The following is a 17,292-nucleotide window of genomic DNA, read 5'->3' as shown; positions in this document are numbered from 1 at the left end:
GCCTCTTTTGATCGACAACGCCAAGCCCGTCCCGGTGAGCGCCGGGCGACCCTACTGGAGCGCGTGCACCACACCCGCGAACGCCCGCGGCAGAGCGCGGGCCGCGGGGACGACGAGGCCGCCGCCGCCCGGCATCCGGCAGACCCCGAGCAGGGCGTGGGTGAGGACGCGGTGCCGCCGCGTCAGCCGGCGCCAGGCCGCCTCGTACGCCGCCGGCCGCCCCGCCGCCAGACAGCGCACCGCGGCCTCCGCCGTCGCCAGGGCCAGGGCGACGCCCTCGCCCGTCAGGGCGTCGACGTACCCGGCCGCGTCGCCGACGAGCAGGACGCGCCCGGCCGTCCGGGCGCGGGTGCGCTGGAGCAGCGGACCCGCGCCGCGCACGGCGCTCGCGGGCGCGGCGCCGGACAGGAACGCCAGCGCCGGATGCGCCGCCAGATGAGCCTCGTAACCCCGCCGTTCGCGGCTGAGCACGGCGACGCCCACCAGTTCCTCGCCCACCGGCGTCACATACGCCTCGCCGTGCCGGGACCAGTGCACCTCGACGTGCTCGCTCCACGGGCTGACGCGGAAGTGGCGGCGGAGGCCGTAGCGGACGACGGGACGCGCGGGCAGGCCGAGGCCCAGGGCGCGGCGGAGCGGGGAGTGCAGGCCGTCCGCCGCGACGAGCCAGCGCGCCCGCCACTCCCCCGCCGTCACCCCGTCCGCGTCCTGGACGACCGCGCCCACCCGGCCGGGCGCGAACCGCACACCGGCCTCCGCCGCCCGCCGGTACAGGGCGGCGTGCAGCACGGTCCGCCGGATGCCCAGCCCGGTGCCGCCGCGGAAGTCCGCCTCGGCGCGGCGCGGCCCGTCGACGTACCGGATGCCGCGCAGCGGATGCCCGGCCACGTCGACGCCGAGCGCCCGGAGCGCGGCCACGCCGCTGGGCATGACGCCTTCGCCGCACGCCTTGTCCACGGGCGTGGCGCGCGGTTCGACGACCACCGTCTCCAGTCCGGCGAGCGCCGCGTGGACGGCGGCCGCCAGGCCGGCCGGCCCGCCGCCCGCCACCAGGACGTCGATCACGCGGCGGAGGGGGCGCGGGCCGGGGCGAGCGCCGCCTCCTCGCACCGGACGCGGACGGTGAGCAGCCAGGCGTTCAGCAGCGTGAAGCCGACGGCCGTGGCCCAGGCGCCGTGCACCAGCGGCAGGGCCGCGCCCTCGGCGGCGACGGCCGCGTAGTTGGGGTGGCGCAGCAGCCGGTAGGGGCCGGTAGCCACCGCCGGGAGGCCGGGGACGACGATCACGCGGGTGTTCCACCGCCGTCCCAGGGTGCGGACGCACCACCAGCGCAGCCCCTGCGCGGCGGCGACGACGCCGAGCATCGTCCAGCCGGGCACGGGCCGGAACGGCCGGTCGGCGGCGAGCACTTCGAGGAGGCAGGCCGGCAGCAGCGCGGTGTGCAGGGCGACCATCCACGGGTAGTGGCCGCCGTCGACGGGCAGCCCGCCGCGCTCCCGGCTCCACCGGGCGTTGCGGCGGGCGAGGACGAGTTCGGCGCCGCGGTCGGCGGCGACGGCGGCGAGGAGGAGGGCGTACCAGGGCACGGTCACGGTGGCCTACCAGCGCAGGAGGACGAGTTCGCAGCAGAAGCCGGGGCCCATGGCCAGCAGCAGGCCGGGCGAGCCGGGTGGCGGGCGGCGTTCGGCGAGGGTGTCGCGGAGCACGTGGAGGACGGAGGACGAGGAGAGGTTGCCGGCCTCGGCCAGGTGGCGCCAGGTGAGGTCGAGGGCGTCGGGGGCGAGGCCGAGGACCTCGGTCACCGTGTCCAGGATCTTGGGGCCGCCGGGGTGGCAGACCCACGCCGTCACGTCGTCCGGCTTGAGCCCGTGGTCGCCGAGGAAGGTACGGACGTCGTCGGCCAGGTGGTGGCGGACGATGTCGGGGACGGAGGGGTCGAGCACCACGCGGAGCCCGAAGTCGCCGATCTCCCAGCCCATGGCGTGCTCGGTGTCGGGGTACATCCGGCTGCGGGTGGCGACGACCGCCGGGCCCCCGGCCGCCGGGGCCCGCCGTTCCCCGCAGGCGACGACGGCGGCGGCGCCGTCGCCGAACAGCCCGCTGGCGATCATGTTGGCGGGCGAGGTGTCGGTGACCTGGAAGGTGAGCGAGCAGAGTTCGACGGAGAGCAGCACGGCGACGTGCTCGGGCCAGCCGCGCAGGTAGTCGTGGAGGCGGGCGATGCCCGCGGCGCCGGCGACGCAGCCCAGGCCGAAGACGGGGAGGCGTCTGACGTCGGGGCGCAGGCCGAGCCGCTGGACGAGGCGGGCGTCGACGGAGGGGGTGGCGAGCCCGGTGACGGAGGTGAACATCAGCAGGTCCACGTCGGCGGGCCGCAGTCCGGCGGTGCGCAGGGCGCCGTCGACCGCCCGGGCCCCCAGGGCGGTGGCCTGCCGGATGAAGACGTCGTTGGCGGCCTGGAAGCCCGTCAGTCTCGGGTACTCGTCCAGGGGGAGCGCCAGGTGGCGGGTGCGCACGCGGGTGCTGCGGTGCAGGGTCCCGAGCCGCCGCCGGTCGCCGCCGTTGCGGTGGAACGCTCCGGCGATCATGTCGGTGATGGCCTGCTGGGGGTAGCGGTGCGGGGCGTGCAGGCCGTGGACGGCGGCGATCCGGGGCGTCATGGGTCTCCTGGGGCGGGGTGTCACGGGTGGCGCTTGGGTTCACGGGTGACGCGGGGTGTCGCGAGCGGAGGGGAGCCGAACGCCCGGGAACGCCCGTTCGTCCGCTTCCCCGTGTGTTCCCCGGTGCCTCCTCCGGTGTGCTTCCGGCGGCGCGGACCGCCCGTCCGGACGAGTGCGGGACCACCGCCCGGACGGGCGGCCCGCTCTACGATCGCGGGGTGGAGTCGACGGACGCGTGGGACCCGGACCGGGCGCGCCGGAGCGGGCCGGCGGCGGGCCTGGCGGCGTCCTGCCACCCGGGCCCGGCGGCGGCGGTCACGGTGCTGGTGACGGCGCTGGCCGTGGCCGCCGGGTACTCCCCGGGCGGATCCGCCCTGGTGGCGGGCGCGGTGCTGACCGGTCAGCTGTCCGTCGGCTGGTGCAACGACGCGTTCGACGCCGCCCGGGACGCCGCCGTGGGCCGCCGCGGGAAGCCCGTCGCGGCGGGGGCGGTCCTCCCCCGCACGGTGTGGACGGCGGCGGGGACGGCGCTCGCGCTGTGCGTGCCGCTGTCGCTGGCCGTCGGCCCGCTCGCCGGGGCCGTGCACCTGGCCGGGGTGGCGGCGGCGTGGGCGTACGACCTCCGGTGGAAGGCGACGGTCTGGTCCTGGCTCCCGTACGCCCTGGGCTTCGCCTCCCTGCCCGCGTTCGTCGCCCTCGGTCTGCCCGGGCGGCCGTGGCCCGCCTGGTGGACCGTTCTGGCGGCGGCGCTGCTGGGGGCGGGCGCCCATCTGGCCGACACGCTCCCGGACATCGCCGGCGACCTGGCGACCGGGGTGCGCGGGCTGCCGCACCGGCTGGGCGCGGCCGCCGTGCGGCGGATCCTGCCGGCCGTCCTCGTGGCGGCCACCGCCGTCCTGGCGCTCAGCCCGCCGGGCCCGCTCTCGCTCCCGGGCGCGGCCGCCCTGGCCGGGGCGGCGGTGACCGCCCTCGCCGGGTCCGCGCTCGCCGCCCGCCGCCCGGGCGCGCCGTTCGCGGCGGCGGTGCTGGTGGCGGGGGCGGACGTGGCGCTGCTGTTCGCCGAGGGCGGGGTGACGGGCTGACCGGCCGGCGTGTCCGCGCGAGCGCCCGGCTCAGCCCGGCGCGCTCAGCGGCCGGGCGGCCAGCGCCGCGGCGACGCCCTGGAGGTTGGCGGCCATGGCGCGCGCGGTCTTGTGCGACCACTCGTGCCCCTGGGACTCGTCCAGGTAGTCCGGCCCCGGCCCGGGGCCCAGGTGCCAGTACGTCCAGGACTGCCCCGGGACGGTGTACCCGATGTCGCCGAGGGCGCCGGCGATCTCGCTGATGACGTGGTGGGCGCCGTCCTCGTTGCCGGTGACGACGACGCCGGCGACGCGGTTGTACGCCACCGGGCGCCCCTCGTCGTCGGTCTCGCTCAGCATGGCGTCCATGCGTTCGAGGACCCGCTGGGCGACGGACGACGGCCGGCCGAGCCAGGTCGGGGAGGCCATGACGAGGATCTCGGCGGCGAGGATCTTCTCCCGGACGGCGGGCCAGGCGTCGCCGTCGCCCATGTCGGAGCTGACGCCGGGCCGGATGTCGAGGTCGACCGCGCGCACGTGGTCGACCCGGACGCCGAGTTCGGTGAGCCGTCCGGCGACGACCTGGGCCAGCGCCTCGGTGTTGGACGGCTCGGGGGATTTCTTCAGGGTGCAGTTGACGACGAGTGCTCTCACCTCGTCACGGCTACCCCGGAACGGCGCGCGGGCACGGCGCGTTGGTCCGCGTGGCGTACGCCCGGCGCCCCCGGGGCGCCGACGGGTTCCCGGGCGGGATCGGACGAACGGGGTGATCCGCTCCTCGACGCCGAGCGGGAGCACCTGGTACGAGCTGGAGACCTGGCTGAACGGGCACGGCCGCGCCGGCCCGGTGCTGCCCGGCTTGCTCGACCTCACGGTGGGGGGCACGCTGTCGATCGGCTGCGGGCGTTCGGCGGCGTCCGGCCGTAGGCCGCCTCCGGCACACGGCCGCTAGTACAGGACCTCGCCCATCGGAGAGCTCTCGCCGACGACGTAGGCGCGGATCGCGGCCAGGTACGCCGCGCGGGTGACGCGGCCGTCGCGGTCGGTGTCCAGCGCGTCGAACGCGGCGGCGGCGTTCTCGGAGCGGTTGTTCAGCGCGGTGCGCAGGGCCGTGAACTCCCCCGCGTCCAGGGCGCCGTCCGCGTCCGCGTCGGCGAGGTCGAAGAGCGCCCCGAGGGCGAACCGGCAGACGGTGTCGAACTTCTCGGCGTCCACCCACGCGGCGTACTCGTCGAACGTCAGCCGCCCGTCGCCGTCGGCGTCCATCGCGCCCCACGCCCGGGCGCCCTCCGCGCGGGCGGCGACGACGAGCGGGTCGTCCTCCGTACGTCCCGTGGCACGCACGGTCCGGTCGATGCGGGAGAGGTAGTCGTGCCGCGTGACGACCCGGTCGCCGTCGGCGTCCATCATGGCGAACACGCGCTCCCGCGCGGTCGTCGCGGCGGTGGTGAGGGTCGTCGTCGTACGGGTCACAGAGGTCTCCTCCTGCCGAGCACCGGTCGTTCTTCCGGCACTTCCTACCCTGCGCGGCCGGGACGCCAAGCGTCCGCCGGAAGGACGGGCGCGTGCGGCGGCGCGGTGGGACGGACGGGCGCGGTGCCGCGCACCGGAGCGCCCGGGGCGGAGGGTACGGCCGTGGGTAGGTGGAAGGGCCTGTAGCGGAACGGGACTTGCGGGAGGACGCGTGTTCGGTGGGCGGGGTGCGGCGGTCGCACTGGGATCTCTGGTGCTGGTGGTCTCCTCATGTGTGGTGGCGCCGGCCGGCCGGGCCGGCGAGGCGGCCGACAGCGGGTCCGTCACCTGTACCGGCGACGCCACCAGCCGCTATGATCCGCCGCTCACCCTCCAGCCCCAGCCGACCCGCAACGAGGCGGAGATCCGCTACCACTGCACCACCGCCCCCGGCCGCACCACCCCCGCCACGGGCTCCTTCACCTCGTCCTCACCCTCGGCGTCCTGCCTCTCCGTCACCTTCGCGAGCGGCACCGAGACGGTCCGCTACGCCGACGGCACGCGTTCACGGATCAGCATCGACAGCGCCACGGTCGTCCGCGCGGCGGGCGCCCTGACCTCGGAGCAGTCGGGCCGGGTGGTGGAGGGCCGCGGCAAGGGCCACCCGGTCCGCCGCACGGTGACCGCGACGTCCGCCCAACTCCCCACGGACTGCCTCGCCACCGGTCTCCGGGGCACGAGGAGCTCGGTCCAGCTGGAGATCCTGCCGTAGCCTCGGCCCGCCGCCGCGAGGCGTTCGACTTGTGGCAGGGACGTGACAAGATCGTAAGCGGAACGGACCCTCTCGTCTCTTAGGGTGTTCGCGCGGCGTCCGCCGCATCGAACGAGTACCACTTCCGGAGGATCCGTGCGTCGTATATCCCTCGCACTCACCACGGCCGCCCTGATCGGCACCGCCGGCGCCCTGGCCGTCCCGGCCCAGGCCGCCACCCCGGCCGCCGCTCCGCGGGCCGCCACCGTGGCGGCCAAGGAGTGCCACGAGGACAACGCCATGATCTACACCGACGGCACCCGCCTGCGCGGCAAGGCGAGCACGTCGGGGGCGGTCAAGGGCCAGCTCTACTTCGGGGACCCGATCCGGATCCTGCGCAAGTCCGGCGGCTGGGACTACGTCCAGCTGAAGTCCAAGAGCAAGGGCGGCCTGGCCAAGGGCACCCGCGGCTGGGTCGCGCACAAGAACATCATCCCGCCGTTCTGCGGTCGCTGACCCGGACGCTCCGCCCCGCGCGGGGACGGCAGTGAACGAGGGGGCCCGGCGAACGTCCGCCGGGCCCCCTCGTCCGTCATCCCTCCGCCGTCCACACGGGCCGGAAGCGGAGGATCTCGGCCGTGGCGGCGCCGCTGGTGACGAACGGGTCGGAAGCCAGGGCGGCCTCGATCTCGGACCGTTCCCCGTCGGCCAGGACCAGCCCGCCGGTGCGCGGCTCCAGCGGGCCGGCCAGCCGGGCCAGGCCCTTGGCGAAGACGCCGTCGGGGTTCGTGTAGTGGGCCTCCTTCAGTTCGTCGATCCTCTCCAGCGGGGCGCGGTAACGAAACACGATCACGTACATGCCTCCAGTAAGCGCCGCCGCCCCCTCCCCGCGCCAAGACCGATCACCCGGGGTGGGGCATAGGATGTGGCCTATAGCGGCAGTTCAAGAGGGGTGTCAGGGTGGAGGGACCGGACGAGGGCGAGCTGGCGGGGATCGAGCTGCGGCATCTGCGGTACTTCGCCGCGGTCGCCGAGGCCGGGACCGTCACGGAGGCGGCCCGGCGGCTGCGGATCGCCCAGCCCAGCCTCAGCCAGCAGATCCGGCGGCTGGAACGCCGCGTCGGCACGCCGCTGTTCCGGCGGCTGCCGCACGGCATGGTGCCGACCGAGGCGGGGCGGCTGCTGCTGGAAGGCGCCGGCCGGGCCTTCGAGGAGCTGCGGTCCTCCGTCGCCGCCGCGCGCGCCGTCCCGTACACGACGGCGGCGGTCGGGGTGTGCCGGGGCGTGCCGCAGGCCGTCCTCGCCGTCGCGGAGGAGGTGATGGCGCGCGGCCGGCCGCTGCGCCTCGCCTACCGGCAGGCGGACTCCGGGCGGCAGGGAGAGCTGCTGCACGACGGCACCCTGGCGTTCGGCATCCTGCGCGCGCCGGTCGACACCTCCGGCCTGGCCGTGCGCACGCTCGCCGACGCACCGCTCGGCGTCCTGCTGCACGTCCGGCACCCGCTGGCGGAGCGGCCGGAGCTGACCTGGTCCGATCTGGCGGGTCAGCGTCTGCTGTGGTTCCCGTCCGCACGGGCGCCGGGCTACGCGGCGGAGGTCCTCGCGCACGTGGGCGCGCACGGCTGGACGCCGGAGACGCGGGTCGACGCGGACGGCGGCCACACTCTCTTCCGGCACCGCCTCATCGGCGACCACGGCCTGGTCGCCCTGCGCACGCGCGCCGCTTCCCTCGGCGACCCGGACCTCGTCTGGCGCCCGGTCGGCCCGGAACCGCCGCGCGAGCGGCTGCTGTTGGCCGCGGCGGCGCACACGCCGTGGGCCGAACCGGTGGCCGGCGCGGACCCCGGGTCCCGGGCCGTCCGCGGCGGGTGACCGCCGGGTGGCGGCGCGCGCGGGGGCGGCGGAAGCGGAGGCCGCCATATGGCGGCCTCCCCCTCCTCACGCCGCGTGGGACTCGCGCCCGCCCGCGCGGTACGCGAGGGAAACCCGCCCCAACACGCCTGCGGCGGCGGCTTCCTGGGGTACCCGGACCGAGCCCACCATGAGGGTCAGGAACCCGGAACGAGGTTCGGAAGAAGAAGGGGAATCCCGTGAAGTCGAGGAATTTCCTCCGCGCCCCGGCGGCGGTGGTCATCTCGGGGCTGCTGCTCGCCGGCACGGCCGGAGCGGCCTTCGCCGCCCCGCCGGACGACTCGCCGAGCGCGTCGAGCAGCGCGGCGGGCAGCGCGGCGGGCAGCGACTCCGGCGGCGCGTCGGGCGACGACGCGGCGAGCGGCGGAGCGAACACGGAGGAGTCGTCGTCCTCCTGGAAGCCGGACGGCTGGTACGACAGCGAGCACGAGTGCAAAAAGGTCGGCGACAAGGGGAAGCAGCAGCACAAATGGCACGATTACCGCTGCAAGAAGGAGAAGCGGCACCACGACGACTACGACTACTACTGGCACCTGTACTACCGCCGTTGAGCGACGGCGGCGCGCGGGAGCGGGGTTCCGCGCCCGGGGTCAGGGTCCCGGAGCCCCGCGGACGCGCTACTCGTCGACGCGGTACGAGTCGCCGAGTGTTTTCGGCCGACTCGGCCCAGCCGGGACACGATCCGTTTCACACGATCCTCACAAACACGCCGCTCCCCCACCGCCGGGCCGTCGTTGGGCACGACGTGCCGATCACCACCGCCCCCGCGGCCCCGTCCGTACCGCCTCCCGCCGCGCCGCGCCCTTCCGGCCCCGGCGCCGAAGAGCTCGCGGACCTGCTGTTCCGGGACGGGCCGGAGGACACCCACGGCCACTGGCGCGCGGCGGTCTCGGCCGAGGTGTTCCGCTACCGGCCCGGCCTCCCGGCCGAGGAGCGGCAGCGGCTCGCCTACGCACGGCTCAGGGCCCTCAACGCCGGGCTGCCGAGCCCCGGTCGGCTGGCCCGCGACCCGCGCGGCCTGGCCGCCCTGCACGAGTGGACGGCGGTCGTGGACGGCGCGACGGCCACCGTCGCCGGCATCCACTACAACCTCTTCCTGGGCAGCCTCCTCGACGACGACGTGTCACCGCCCCGGGACCTGACCGAGTTCACCACGCTCGCCCGCGTCGGCACCTTCCTCTGTACCGAACAGGCGCACGGCAACGACGTCGCCGCCCTGGAGACCACCGCGCGCCACGACCCCGAGCACGACGGGTTCGTCCTGCACACCCCCACCCCGGGCGCGCGGAAGTTCATGCCCAACACCGGTGCGGCGGGCGGCCCCAAGAGCGCGGTCGTCGCGGCACGCCTGCTGGCCGGCGGCCGGGACCACGGCGTGTTCCTGTTCCTCACCCCGCTGAGCGATCACCGGGGCACACTGCCGGGCGTCACCGTGGAGGCGCTGCCGGAGCGGACCGGCAGCCCGGTCGACCACTGCGTCACCGCCTTCGACCACGTACGGCTGCCGCGAACGGCGCTGGTCCAGGGCCCGCACGGCCGGCTGCTCCCCGGCGGTGGCCTCGCCGGCGCCGTGGGCAACCCCCGCAAGCGGGTCCTGCACGCCATCCGCCGGGTCACCGCCGGCAAGCTGTGCATGAGCGCCGCCACCCTCGGCGGCTGCCGCGCCGCGCTGGCCATCGCCGTCCGCTACGCCCATCTGCGGACCGTCTCCGGGCCGGTGGCGGGCCGGCGCATCCCCCTGGCCGCCCACCGCAGCCACCACGCCCCCCTGCTCGGCCACGTCGCCGCCGCGTACGCCATGACGTTCCTGCACCGGGCCGTCACCGAACGCCGGCTCACCGCCGGGCCGGACGAACAGGCGGAGACCGAACGGCTGGTGGCCGTCGCCAAGGGCTGGATCACCTGGCGGGCCCGCGACATCACCCTCGAGTGCCGGGAACGCTGCGGCGCCCGGGCCCTGTTCCCCGTGAACGGCCTGGCCGAATTCCCCGCGAACGCGGATGGGGCCATCACCGCCGAGGGCGACAACCTGGCCATCTGGTGCAAGGCCGCCGCCGAAATGGTCTTCGGCCACGACCTCGTCCCGGACACCGCCCCGGCCACGGGCGGCGAGGATCTCACCGACCCGCGCTTCCTGCGCGGTCTCCTCACCGCCGACCAGCGCCAGTGGCACGCGTCCGCGCGGTCCCTGCTCCGCTCCGCCCCCGGAACGGACGGCCACGGACACGCCACGGACGCGCTCGGCCGGTGGAACCACGCCTCGGACGCCGCCCTGAACATGGTCCGGTCCGCCGCGCTCGGCCTGGCCGCCGACGCGTTCCTCGCCGCGGGCGCCCGGGCCGCGAGCCCGGGAGCCCGGGCCGTCCTCGACGAGCTGTGCGCGCTCTTCCTCCTGGAGGAGGTCACGCCGCGCTCCGGACGGCTGCTGGCGGACGGGAAGATGACCGCCGAGCAGGTCCGCGCCCTCCCCACGGCCGTCCGGACCCTGACCGCACGCCTCGCCCCGCTGCTGACGGTCCTGACGGACGCGTTCCGGATTCCCGCCGAGCACCTGGCGTCCCTGCCGCTCCTGGCGGACGAGCCGGCCGCGAAACCGTCCCGGGAGCCGTCCGGGGAGCCGTCCCGGCAGCCGGATGACGACGCCCATCGGCCGGAAGCGGGCGTGCCGTAGGACGACGCGGGCACGGGCCCAAGACCGTTCCGGCGAAGCTCTCGACCGCGACGGGCGGCCGTGTCACGCTCGCCGTGTGACGGTGAGCCTCCAGGCGAGCTATCAGGCGGTCGTCCTCCGGGTCCTCGGGACCGGGCGGTCCCGGTGGACGCTGCGGGACGGTGAGACGTGGTGCATGGTGCGGCCGGTGGGCCACCGGTCGCGGCGGCAGGGCTGGAAGCTGCACCTGCCGGCGACCGTCGAGTCCGCCCCCCGCGTCCTGGAGGAGGCGGCGGGCGTCCTGGTGGCGCACGGGTGCGCGTTCAAGTTCGCGGTGTCGCCGCGGATCACCGCCGACCTCACCTCCGTCCGGGCGCCGCGCGAGCACTCCGGGAAGTTCCTCACCGCCTACCCGGCGGACGACGGTCAGTCGCGCGCGCTCGCCGAGGAACTGCACCGGGCCACGCTGGGGCTGGCCGGGCCGGCGATCCTGTCCGACCGGCGGTACCGGCCGGACAGCCTGGTGCACTACCGGTTCGGCTGCTTCGCGCCGCCGCGCGAACTCGACGACGAGGGCTTCTACCGGGGGCGGCTGCGGGCCCCGGACGGCAGCCTGGTCCCCGACGAGCGCAACGCCTGGTTCTCGCCGCCTCCTTGGGCCCGGCCGCCGTTCGACCCGCCCGTCCGGCCGGCCGGCTCCCGCGGGCGCGGCGCCCCCGTGCTCCTCGCGGACCGCTACCTCGTCCGCGAGGCGGTCCGCCACTCCAACCGCGGCGGCGTCTACCGCGCCCTCGACCGGCGGACCGGTGAGGACGTCCTGCTGAAGGAGGCCCGCGCCCACGTCGGCGCCAGGCCCGGCGGCACGGACGCCCGCGACTGGCTGCGCTACGAGGCCGAGGTGCTGGCGCGGCTGGCGCCGCTCGGCATCACCCCCGCGCCCCGGGGCGTCTTCACGGCCGGCGGCCATGTGTTCCTGGCCGAGGACCTGATCGACGGCGAGAACCTGCACCGGTGGGCGGCGGACGAGGCGTCGCGGAACGGGGGACGGCTGCCGGCCGGGACGGCCTGGCACCTCGCCCGCGACCTGACCCGCCTGGTCCGCGCCGCGCACGCGGCCGGCTTCGTCCTCCGCGACCTCAAACCGACCAACGTCGTCGTCCGGCCCGACGGCACGCCCGTCCTCGTCGACCTGGAGTGCGCGGTCCGCGCCGGAGGCACGGCCCACGTCGCGGGCACCCAGGGCTTCACCGCCCCCGAGTACCTCTCCCTGACCGGGACCGTGCCCGTGCCCGGCCCGGAGGTGGACTGCTTCGGCCTGGGCACCACCCTGCTGCACGCCGTCACCGGCATCAACCCGCTGCTCGCGCCGGACACCGCGCCCGAACGGCCCGTCGGCGACCGGCTCGCCGTGATGGCCGGGGCGGCGGCCGCGGACCGCCCCGCCCTGCGCGCCCTCGCCCCGCTCGTCCTCGGCCTCACCGCCGAGGCGGCCGGCCGCCGGACGCTGGAGTGGGCCGCCGCGTTCCTCGACGCGGAGGCGGCCGAGGAAGCGCCGGAGACGTCCGGTCCCGTCCTGGAGGGCGCGGCGCTGGACCGGCTGCTGGACGACGGGCTGGCCCACATCGCCGCGACGGTGACGCCTCATGAGGTGCATCTCTGGCCCCGCCCCCGTTCGCTGCCGGAGGGCGACCCGTGCAACGTCCAGCAGGGCGCGGCGGGCGTCCTGGCCGTCCTCGACCGGGCCGTCCGCACCGGCCGGGCGCCCGGGCTCGTACCGCTGCTGCGCACGGCGGCCGACTGGATCGCCGCCCGGCTGGCGCTCCCCGGCCGCGTCCTGCCCGGCCTCTACTTCGGCCGCTCGGGCACGGCCTGGGCGCTGCACGACGCGGCGCTGACCCTCGACGATCCCGAACTGGCCGCGCGCGCCCGCGCGTTCGCCCTGCGCATCCCGCTGGAGTGGGACAACCCGGACGTCTGTCACGGCCTCGCCGGCGCCGGGCTCGCCCAGCTGCACCTGTGGCACGCCACCGGCGACCCGCGCTTCGCCGAACGGGCGTCGCGGTGCGCTGACGGCGTGCTCCGCCGTACCGCCGCGGCCGGCGGCGGGGTGGACTGGCCGCTCGGCCCGGAGCACCGCCGGGAGCTCGCGGGCTCCGCCCTGTACGGCTTCGCCCACGGGGTCGCCGGCCACGCCGCGTTCCTGCTGGCGGCGGGCCGCGACCTCGGCCGGCCGGACCTCGTCGACATCGCGGCCGGCGGCGGGTACGCCCTGTGCGCGGTGGCGGAGGACCGGGGCGACATCGCCCTGTGGCCCAAGGGGCCCGGCCGTACGGAGCGGATGGGCCTCGACTTCTGGTGCAACGGCGCCTCCGGCATCGGCACGACGCTGGTCCGCCTGTGGCGGGCCACCGGTGAACCGCTGTTCCGGGAGTACGCCGAGCGGGCGGCCCGCGCGGTGTACGCGGACCGCTGGCGGGTCGGCACCGGCGCGTGCCACGGCGTGGCCGGAAACGCCCAGTTCCTGCTGGACGTCGCCGACCTGACCGGCGACACCGCCCACCGCGTCCGGGCCGCGGAGGCCGCCTTCTGCCTGTCCGCGCGGGCGGCGCGGCGGGACGGGCGGATGCTCGTCCCCGACGACACGCTGCGCGAGTTCTGCGTGAGCTATCAAGTCGGCCTGGCCGGCGCCCTCGACCTGCTGCTGCGGCTGGCGCACGGGGGCGGGCGCCCCTGGATGGCGGACGGGCCGGACGGACGCGGAGGAGGTGACGGACGCGGAAGAACTGGTCCTCCGGTTGCAGGAGCTGCCGGAGACGGACGGCGGGCGGCTGGAGCCGGCCCTGCACTGCCAGGTGAGCCTGACGACCAGCCGCTGTGACACCGACTGCTGCACGGACACACCCCGCTGCCAGGAGTGACGCCGTGCCGGAGAGGAAAGTGGCGGCCATGGACGAGAACGTCCTCGTGCTGCAGGAACTGCCCGAGGCGGAGGGCCCGGTGCGGGAGCCGTGGATGTGCTGCGACACCGCCGAGACCAGCTGGGACATCACGGATCCCCCGCGCTGCCCTCTCTCCTGAGGACCCATGGGCCGCGTGGGGAGGAGGGGAAGGAGGTGAGGATGATGGAGGACGCCGTTCTGGAGCTCCAGGAACTGCCCGAGACGGATGAGCAGGCGCTGGAACCGGTCATGTGCTGCGACACGGACCACACGAGTGGCCAGTGCACGGACCCGCCGCGCTGTCCGCCGTAAGCCGTCCACCGGTTCCGCGCGGCCGGCCGCGTCATCCGGACCGGCCGCGCGGAACCCCGGCCGCCGCCGGGGGCGCCCGTGCCGTCGCCCTCGACGGCCTCGCCGCCATCGATTCCGTCCACTTGTGCCGCGTCGCGAGCGGAACCCCCACGTGACCGACGCGGGACGGACACCGCGCCGCCCTCTTCGACACCGTCGCCGCCCCCGCACCGTACGTGCCGCACGCAACCCACGTCCCGCGCCCCGAACGGAAACCCACGTGACCGACGCGGCATGGTCCCCCCTCCTGCCCGCCCGCGACCGCGCCGCCGTCCTCGCCCGGCTCGCCGCCGCCGCGCGACCGCACCGCGTGCCCCACCGCGTCCGGCCCGATCTGGCCGACGGCGGCGCCGGCCTGGCCCTCGCGTACCGCCGGCTCGACCGCGCCCGGCCCGGGCGGGGGTACGGTGCCCTCGCCGAGGGCTATCTGGCCGCCGCACTGCGGGGTTACGCGCGGTTCGGCGCTTCGCCGGGGCTCTTCGGCGGGGCGGCCGGAGTGGCGTTCGCCGCCTGGTCGCTGTCCCACGACGCACCAGCGGCGCACCGTCAGGTCGTCGACGCGGCGGGCGCGCGGGCCCGGCGGGCCGCCGACGGCCCGTACGCGCCCCGGGCCGTCGATGTGGTCGCGGGCCTGACGGGCGCGGGCGCGTACCTGCTGTGCCGCCGGGACGATCCGGCGGCGGCGGATGCGCTGCGGACGGTGCTCGCCGCCCTGTCCCGGATCCGTTTCCCCGACCGGCCCGACCCCGGGATGGCGCACGGGATCGCCGGTCCGCTCGCCCTCCTCGCGCTGGCCCTGACGGCGGACGTCGCCGTTCCGGGACAGCGCGAGGCGGCCGCCCGGCTGGCCGCGGCGCTCGTCGCCGGGCACGCCGACGACGCCTGGGGCCCGGACTGGGCCGGTCCGGCCACCGGCCGTCCGCTGCGCGCCTCGTGGTGCCGGGGCGGTCCGGGGATCGCCCGCGCCCTGTGGCTGGCGGGTACGGCGCTGGGCGACGACGGGCCGCGCGGCCTCGCGGTGCGGGCGCTGAAGGCCGCCCTCCGGCGCCCGCCCGCGCGGCGGCGCGTCGACGGCGACCCCGGCCTCTGCCACGGTGTGGCGGGACTCCTCCACATCACCGCACGCTTCGCCCATGACACGGGCGACCCCGAACTCGCCGGCGCCGCCGCCCGCCTCGCGACCGGTCCGCTGCCCTCCGGCGGCGGTCCCGGCTTCCTCGACGGCGCCGCGGGGGTGACGCTCGCTCTCCTGGGCGCGGCGACGGACGTCGAACCGGGATGGGACCGGGCGCTCCTCCTGGCGTGACGCGGTCGGGGCGAACGGCCGGAAGGGATCGGCGACACGTCCTCCGTCCGATAGTGCCGCCCGTTTCCGTTGTGGCCTGATTGCGCGACCCGGCGCGGGGGCGCGTTGACAATTTTTCAACGAAGGCTGTTCACTGCCCGATGCGAGCAGCCGGTCATGTGGCGGGGCGGAAACGCATGCGTGTGACGCGGTGTCCGTGTCACGGCGCCCTCCCCCGGCGGCTTCCGCGGACGACACGGCTCCCGTGTCCGTCCCGGAAGCCCTGCCGTCCGACCGCCGTACGCCCTGACCGCGTCCGCCGTACCCGAGCCATCCGCCCCTCCGACCCCAGGAGTTCTCGTGATCGTGAGACACCGCTTAGCCGCGCTGCTGACGGCCATCGTCGCCGCGACGGGCCTCGCCGTCGTCGGCCCCACGGCCTCCGCCGCGCCGGCCGCACCCCCCGCGCGTGCCGCGGGCACCTGCGACAACGCGCCCAACTGGACGGCGGGCACCTGGTATCCCGCCGGAACGGTCGTCCGCTACACGGACGGCAAGTACTACATCGCGGAGCATGACAACCCGGGGTACGACCCGTTGATCAGCACCTGGTACTGGGACCCGTACACCTGCTCCGGTGGCAATCCGCAGCCGGGCGGTTTCGTCGTGAGCGAGGCGCAGTTCCGGCAGATGTTCCCGAACCGGAACAACTTCTACACGTACAGCGGCCTGGTCGCGGCCCTCAAGGCGTACCCGGGCTTCGCCAACACGGGCAGCGACACGGTCCGCCGGCAGGAGGCCGCGGCCTTCCTCGCCAACGTCGACCACGAGACCGGCGGCCTGGTGTACATCGTGGAGCAGAACACCGCCAACTACCCCACGTACTGCGACGGGAAGCAGCCCTACGGCTGTCCGGCCGGGCAGGCCGCCTACTACGGGCGCGGGCCCCTCCAGATCAGCTGGAACTTCAACTACAAGGCGGCCGGGGACGCGCTCGGTCTGGACCTGCTGAAGAACCCGTGGCTCGTACAGAACGACGCGTCCGTCGCCTGGAAGACGGCGCTCTGGTACTGGAACACCCAGCGCGGCCCGGGCAGCATGACGCCGCACGACGCCATGGTCAACGGCCGCGGCTTCGGCCAGACGGTCCGCAGCATCAACGGGTCCGTCGAGTGTGACGGCCGGAACCCCGCGCAGGTGCAGCACCGGGTGGACAGCTACCGGAAGTTCGCCCAGATCCTCGGCGTCGCGCCGGGCGGCGACCTGTACTGCTGAGCCGGCGGGCGGACGCGGGCGGCCGGTGGCGCTCCGAGCACCCGCGTCCGCCCGCGTCCATGCGCTCGGCCGTCCCCGGGGCCGGCCGCCGCCCCGGCGAACCGCCACAGCAGGTGGACGACGCGCACCACCCCGAGGACGGATGCCGGCACCGTCCCGGTGACCACCAGCGCCTTCCCGACGCCGGCGGGCAGGTCCCACACGAGAACCGGCCCGGCGACCGCCGCGAACACCACGAATCCCAGAAAGCACCCGCTCAACAGCGCGTATCCGATCTCGACGGTGACGGCGTCCCGCTCCGCCTGACCGCGCGTTCCACTCCCCATGCGTCCGGCCTCTCATCCCCGGCGGGAGCGCGGGCGGTCGTTCCCGGCCGGGCGTGGCGGGAACGCGGCCGGCCGTGCTCCCGGCGGTGGGGCGGCGGCCGGGCTACCGTCGGCCGCGTGGAACTGCTGCTGATGTCCGACACCCACCTGCCGAAACGGGCCAAGGCCCTGCCGCCGGAGCTCCTCGGCCTGGTGCCGCGGGCCGACGTGGTGATCCACGCGGGCGACTGGGTGGACGCCGCCGCGCTGGACCTGCTGGAGGCGCGGTCGCGGCGGCTGCTCGCCGTGTACGGCAACAACGACGGCCCCGAACTGCGGTCCCGGCTGCCGGAGGTGGCGTACGCGGAGCTCGGCGGGCTGCGGTTCGGCGTCGTCCACGAGACCGGCGCGGCGCAGGGGCGCGAACGGCGCTGCGCGGAGCGCTTCCCCGATCTGGACGTGCTGGTCTTCGGCCACAGCCACATCCCCTGGGACTCGACGGCCGACGGCCGGCTGCGGCTGCTCAACCCCGGTTCGCCCACGGACCGGCGCCGGCAGCCGCACTGCACGTACATGACGGCCCGCGTCGCCGAGGGCCGGCTCACCGGCGTACGGCTGCACGCGCTGCCCCGGCGGGTGTGACGTCTCCTCC

General features: G+C 76.1%; 20 protein-coding genes. 13 read left to right on the top strand and 7 right to left on the bottom strand.

Annotation, left to right across the window (positions count from 1 at the left end; genetic code table 11):
• Positions 1-51 precede the first annotated feature (51 nt).
• The 3 genes from ACH4PU_RS20200 to ACH4PU_RS20190 are packed head-to-tail and all read right to left on the bottom strand — an operon-like array spanning position 52 to position 2,660.
• A complete protein-coding gene (locus ACH4PU_RS20200; RefSeq protein WP_398273444.1) occupies positions 52-1,065 on the bottom strand; it encodes an NAD(P)/FAD-dependent oxidoreductase in 1,014 nt (337 codons plus the stop codon).
• Positions 1,062-1,586, bottom strand: a complete 525-nt coding sequence (locus ACH4PU_RS20195) for an isoprenylcysteine carboxyl methyltransferase family protein (RefSeq protein WP_398273506.1) — start codon at positions 1,584-1,586, stop codon at positions 1,062-1,064. Before ACH4PU_RS20195 ends, ACH4PU_RS20200 begins: the two co-directional genes overlap by 4 nt.
• Positions 1,587-1,598: 12 nt before the next feature.
• Positions 1,599-2,660, bottom strand: coding sequence for a type III polyketide synthase (locus ACH4PU_RS20190; protein ID WP_398273441.1), 1,062 nt, complete (start codon positions 2,658-2,660; stop codon positions 1,599-1,601).
• Between the two features lie 218 nt (positions 2,661-2,878).
• On the opposite strand from ACH4PU_RS20190, the gene ACH4PU_RS20185 reads away from it, so the two are divergent.
• Positions 2,879-3,742, top strand: coding sequence for a UbiA family prenyltransferase (locus ACH4PU_RS20185; protein WP_398273438.1), 864 nt, complete (start codon positions 2,879-2,881; stop codon positions 3,740-3,742).
• A gap of 30 nt (positions 3,743-3,772) precedes the next feature.
• On the opposite strand, the gene ACH4PU_RS20180 is transcribed toward ACH4PU_RS20185, so the two are convergent.
• On the bottom strand, positions 3,773-4,375 hold the full coding sequence (locus tag ACH4PU_RS20180) for a flavodoxin family protein (RefSeq protein ID WP_398273435.1): 603 nt from the start codon (positions 4,373-4,375) through the stop codon (positions 3,773-3,775).
• A gap of 112 nt (positions 4,376-4,487) precedes the next feature.
• Here ACH4PU_RS20180 and ACH4PU_RS20175 point away from each other — a divergent pair, with 112 nt between their 5' ends.
• Complete coding sequence (locus ACH4PU_RS20175; protein ID WP_398273431.1) at positions 4,488-4,673, top strand: hypothetical protein; 186 nt, start codon at positions 4,488-4,490, stop codon at positions 4,671-4,673.
• On the opposite strand, the gene ACH4PU_RS20170 is transcribed toward ACH4PU_RS20175, so the two are convergent.
• On the bottom strand, positions 4,670-5,194 hold the full coding sequence (locus ACH4PU_RS20170) for an EF-hand domain-containing protein (protein ID WP_398273428.1): 525 nt from the start codon (positions 5,192-5,194) through the stop codon (positions 4,670-4,672). The two genes, ACH4PU_RS20175 and ACH4PU_RS20170, sit on opposite strands and share 4 nt — an antisense overlap.
• A gap of 211 nt (positions 5,195-5,405) precedes the next feature.
• Here ACH4PU_RS20170 and ACH4PU_RS20165 point away from each other — a divergent pair, with 211 nt between their 5' ends.
• Entirely contained in the window at positions 5,406-5,945 is a 540-nt protein-coding gene (locus ACH4PU_RS20165) for a hypothetical protein (protein WP_398273425.1), read from the top strand.
• Positions 5,946-6,080: 135 nt separating this feature from the next.
• Entirely contained in the window at positions 6,081-6,440 is a 360-nt protein-coding gene (locus ACH4PU_RS20160; RefSeq protein ID WP_398273422.1) for an SH3 domain-containing protein, read from the top strand.
• A gap of 76 nt (positions 6,441-6,516) precedes the next feature.
• Here the strand turns inward: ACH4PU_RS20160 and ACH4PU_RS20155 are convergent, their stop codons facing one another.
• On the bottom strand, positions 6,517-6,783 hold the full coding sequence (locus ACH4PU_RS20155) for a YciI family protein (RefSeq protein ID WP_398273419.1): 267 nt from the start codon (positions 6,781-6,783) through the stop codon (positions 6,517-6,519).
• 101 nt (positions 6,784-6,884) lie between these two features.
• Here ACH4PU_RS20155 and ACH4PU_RS20150 point away from each other — a divergent pair, with 101 nt between their 5' ends.
• The 8 genes from ACH4PU_RS20150 (at position 6,885) to ACH4PU_RS20115 (ending at position 16,335) form a co-directional block, all read left to right on the top strand.
• Positions 6,885-7,796 carry a LysR family transcriptional regulator gene (locus tag ACH4PU_RS20150; protein ID WP_398273416.1) on the top strand — a complete coding sequence of 304 codons (912 nt, stop codon included), beginning with the start codon at positions 6,885-6,887 and terminating at the stop codon, positions 7,794-7,796.
• 218 nt (positions 7,797-8,014) lie between these two features.
• Complete coding sequence (locus ACH4PU_RS20145) at positions 8,015-8,386, top strand: hypothetical protein (protein WP_398273413.1); 372 nt, start codon at positions 8,015-8,017, stop codon at positions 8,384-8,386.
• 194 nt (positions 8,387-8,580) lie between these two features.
• The gene (locus tag ACH4PU_RS20140; RefSeq protein ID WP_398273410.1) at positions 8,581-10,506 is read left to right on the top strand and encodes an acyl-CoA dehydrogenase; all 1,926 of its coding nucleotides are present in this window, start codon (positions 8,581-8,583) and stop codon (positions 10,504-10,506) included.
• Between the two features lie 76 nt (positions 10,507-10,582).
• Positions 10,583-13,363: a class IV lanthionine synthetase LanL gene (gene lanL / locus ACH4PU_RS20135; protein ID WP_398273407.1), complete on the top strand. Its 2,781-nt coding sequence runs from the start codon at positions 10,583-10,585 to the stop codon at positions 13,361-13,363.
• 44 nt (positions 13,364-13,407) lie between these two features.
• Complete coding sequence (locus ACH4PU_RS20130; protein WP_398273404.1) at positions 13,408-13,563, top strand: hypothetical protein; 156 nt, start codon at positions 13,408-13,410, stop codon at positions 13,561-13,563.
• 41 nt (positions 13,564-13,604) lie between these two features.
• Positions 13,605-13,736 (top strand): hypothetical protein, encoded by a 132-nt coding sequence (locus ACH4PU_RS20125; RefSeq protein ID WP_260630472.1) that lies wholly within the window; start codon positions 13,605-13,607, stop codon positions 13,734-13,736.
• Between the two features lie 259 nt (positions 13,737-13,995).
• Positions 13,996-15,081 carry a lanthionine synthetase LanC family protein gene (locus ACH4PU_RS20120; RefSeq protein WP_398273399.1) on the top strand — a complete coding sequence of 362 codons (1,086 nt, stop codon included), beginning with the start codon at positions 13,996-13,998 and terminating at the stop codon, positions 15,079-15,081.
• 342 nt (positions 15,082-15,423) lie between these two features.
• The gene (locus ACH4PU_RS20115) at positions 15,424-16,335 is read left to right on the top strand and encodes a glycoside hydrolase family 19 protein (RefSeq protein WP_398273502.1); all 912 of its coding nucleotides are present in this window, start codon (positions 15,424-15,426) and stop codon (positions 16,333-16,335) included.
• Here the strand turns inward: ACH4PU_RS20115 and ACH4PU_RS20110 are convergent.
• Positions 16,278-16,661, bottom strand: a complete 384-nt coding sequence (locus ACH4PU_RS20110; RefSeq protein WP_398273396.1) for a DUF6332 family protein — start codon at positions 16,659-16,661, stop codon at positions 16,278-16,280. The two genes, ACH4PU_RS20115 and ACH4PU_RS20110, sit on opposite strands and share 58 nt — an antisense overlap.
• 117 nt (positions 16,662-16,778) lie before the next feature.
• On the opposite strand from ACH4PU_RS20110, the gene ACH4PU_RS20105 reads away from it, so the two are divergent.
• Positions 16,779-17,282: a metallophosphoesterase family protein gene (locus tag ACH4PU_RS20105; protein ID WP_398273391.1), complete on the top strand. Its 504-nt coding sequence runs from the start codon at positions 16,779-16,781 to the stop codon at positions 17,280-17,282.
• Positions 17,283-17,292: the final 10 nt, after the last annotated feature.

Source organism: Streptomyces sp. NPDC021100, assembly GCF_044333095.1.
Lineage (GTDB): Bacteria > Actinomycetota > Actinomycetes > Streptomycetales > Streptomycetaceae > Streptomyces.
This window is presented reverse-complemented; position numbering and strand designations above follow the sequence as displayed.

What these genes read in the sequence shown, in the direction of transcription:
- ACH4PU_RS20125 (WP_260630472.1), top strand. Translation starts at nt 13,605, where the DNA reads ATGATGGAGGACGCCGTTCTGGAGCTCCAGGAACTGCCCGAGACGGAT.
- ACH4PU_RS20155 (WP_398273419.1), bottom strand. Translation starts at nt 6,783, where the DNA reads ATGTACGTGATCGTGTTTCGTTACCGCGCCCCGCTGGAGAGGATCGAC.
- ACH4PU_RS20110 (WP_398273396.1), bottom strand. Translation starts at nt 16,661, where the DNA reads ATGGGGAGTGGAACGCGCGGTCAGGCGGAGCGGGACGCCGTCACCGTC.
- ACH4PU_RS20190 (WP_398273441.1), bottom strand. Translation starts at nt 2,660, where the DNA reads ATGACGCCCCGGATCGCCGCCGTCCACGGCCTGCACGCCCCGCACCGC.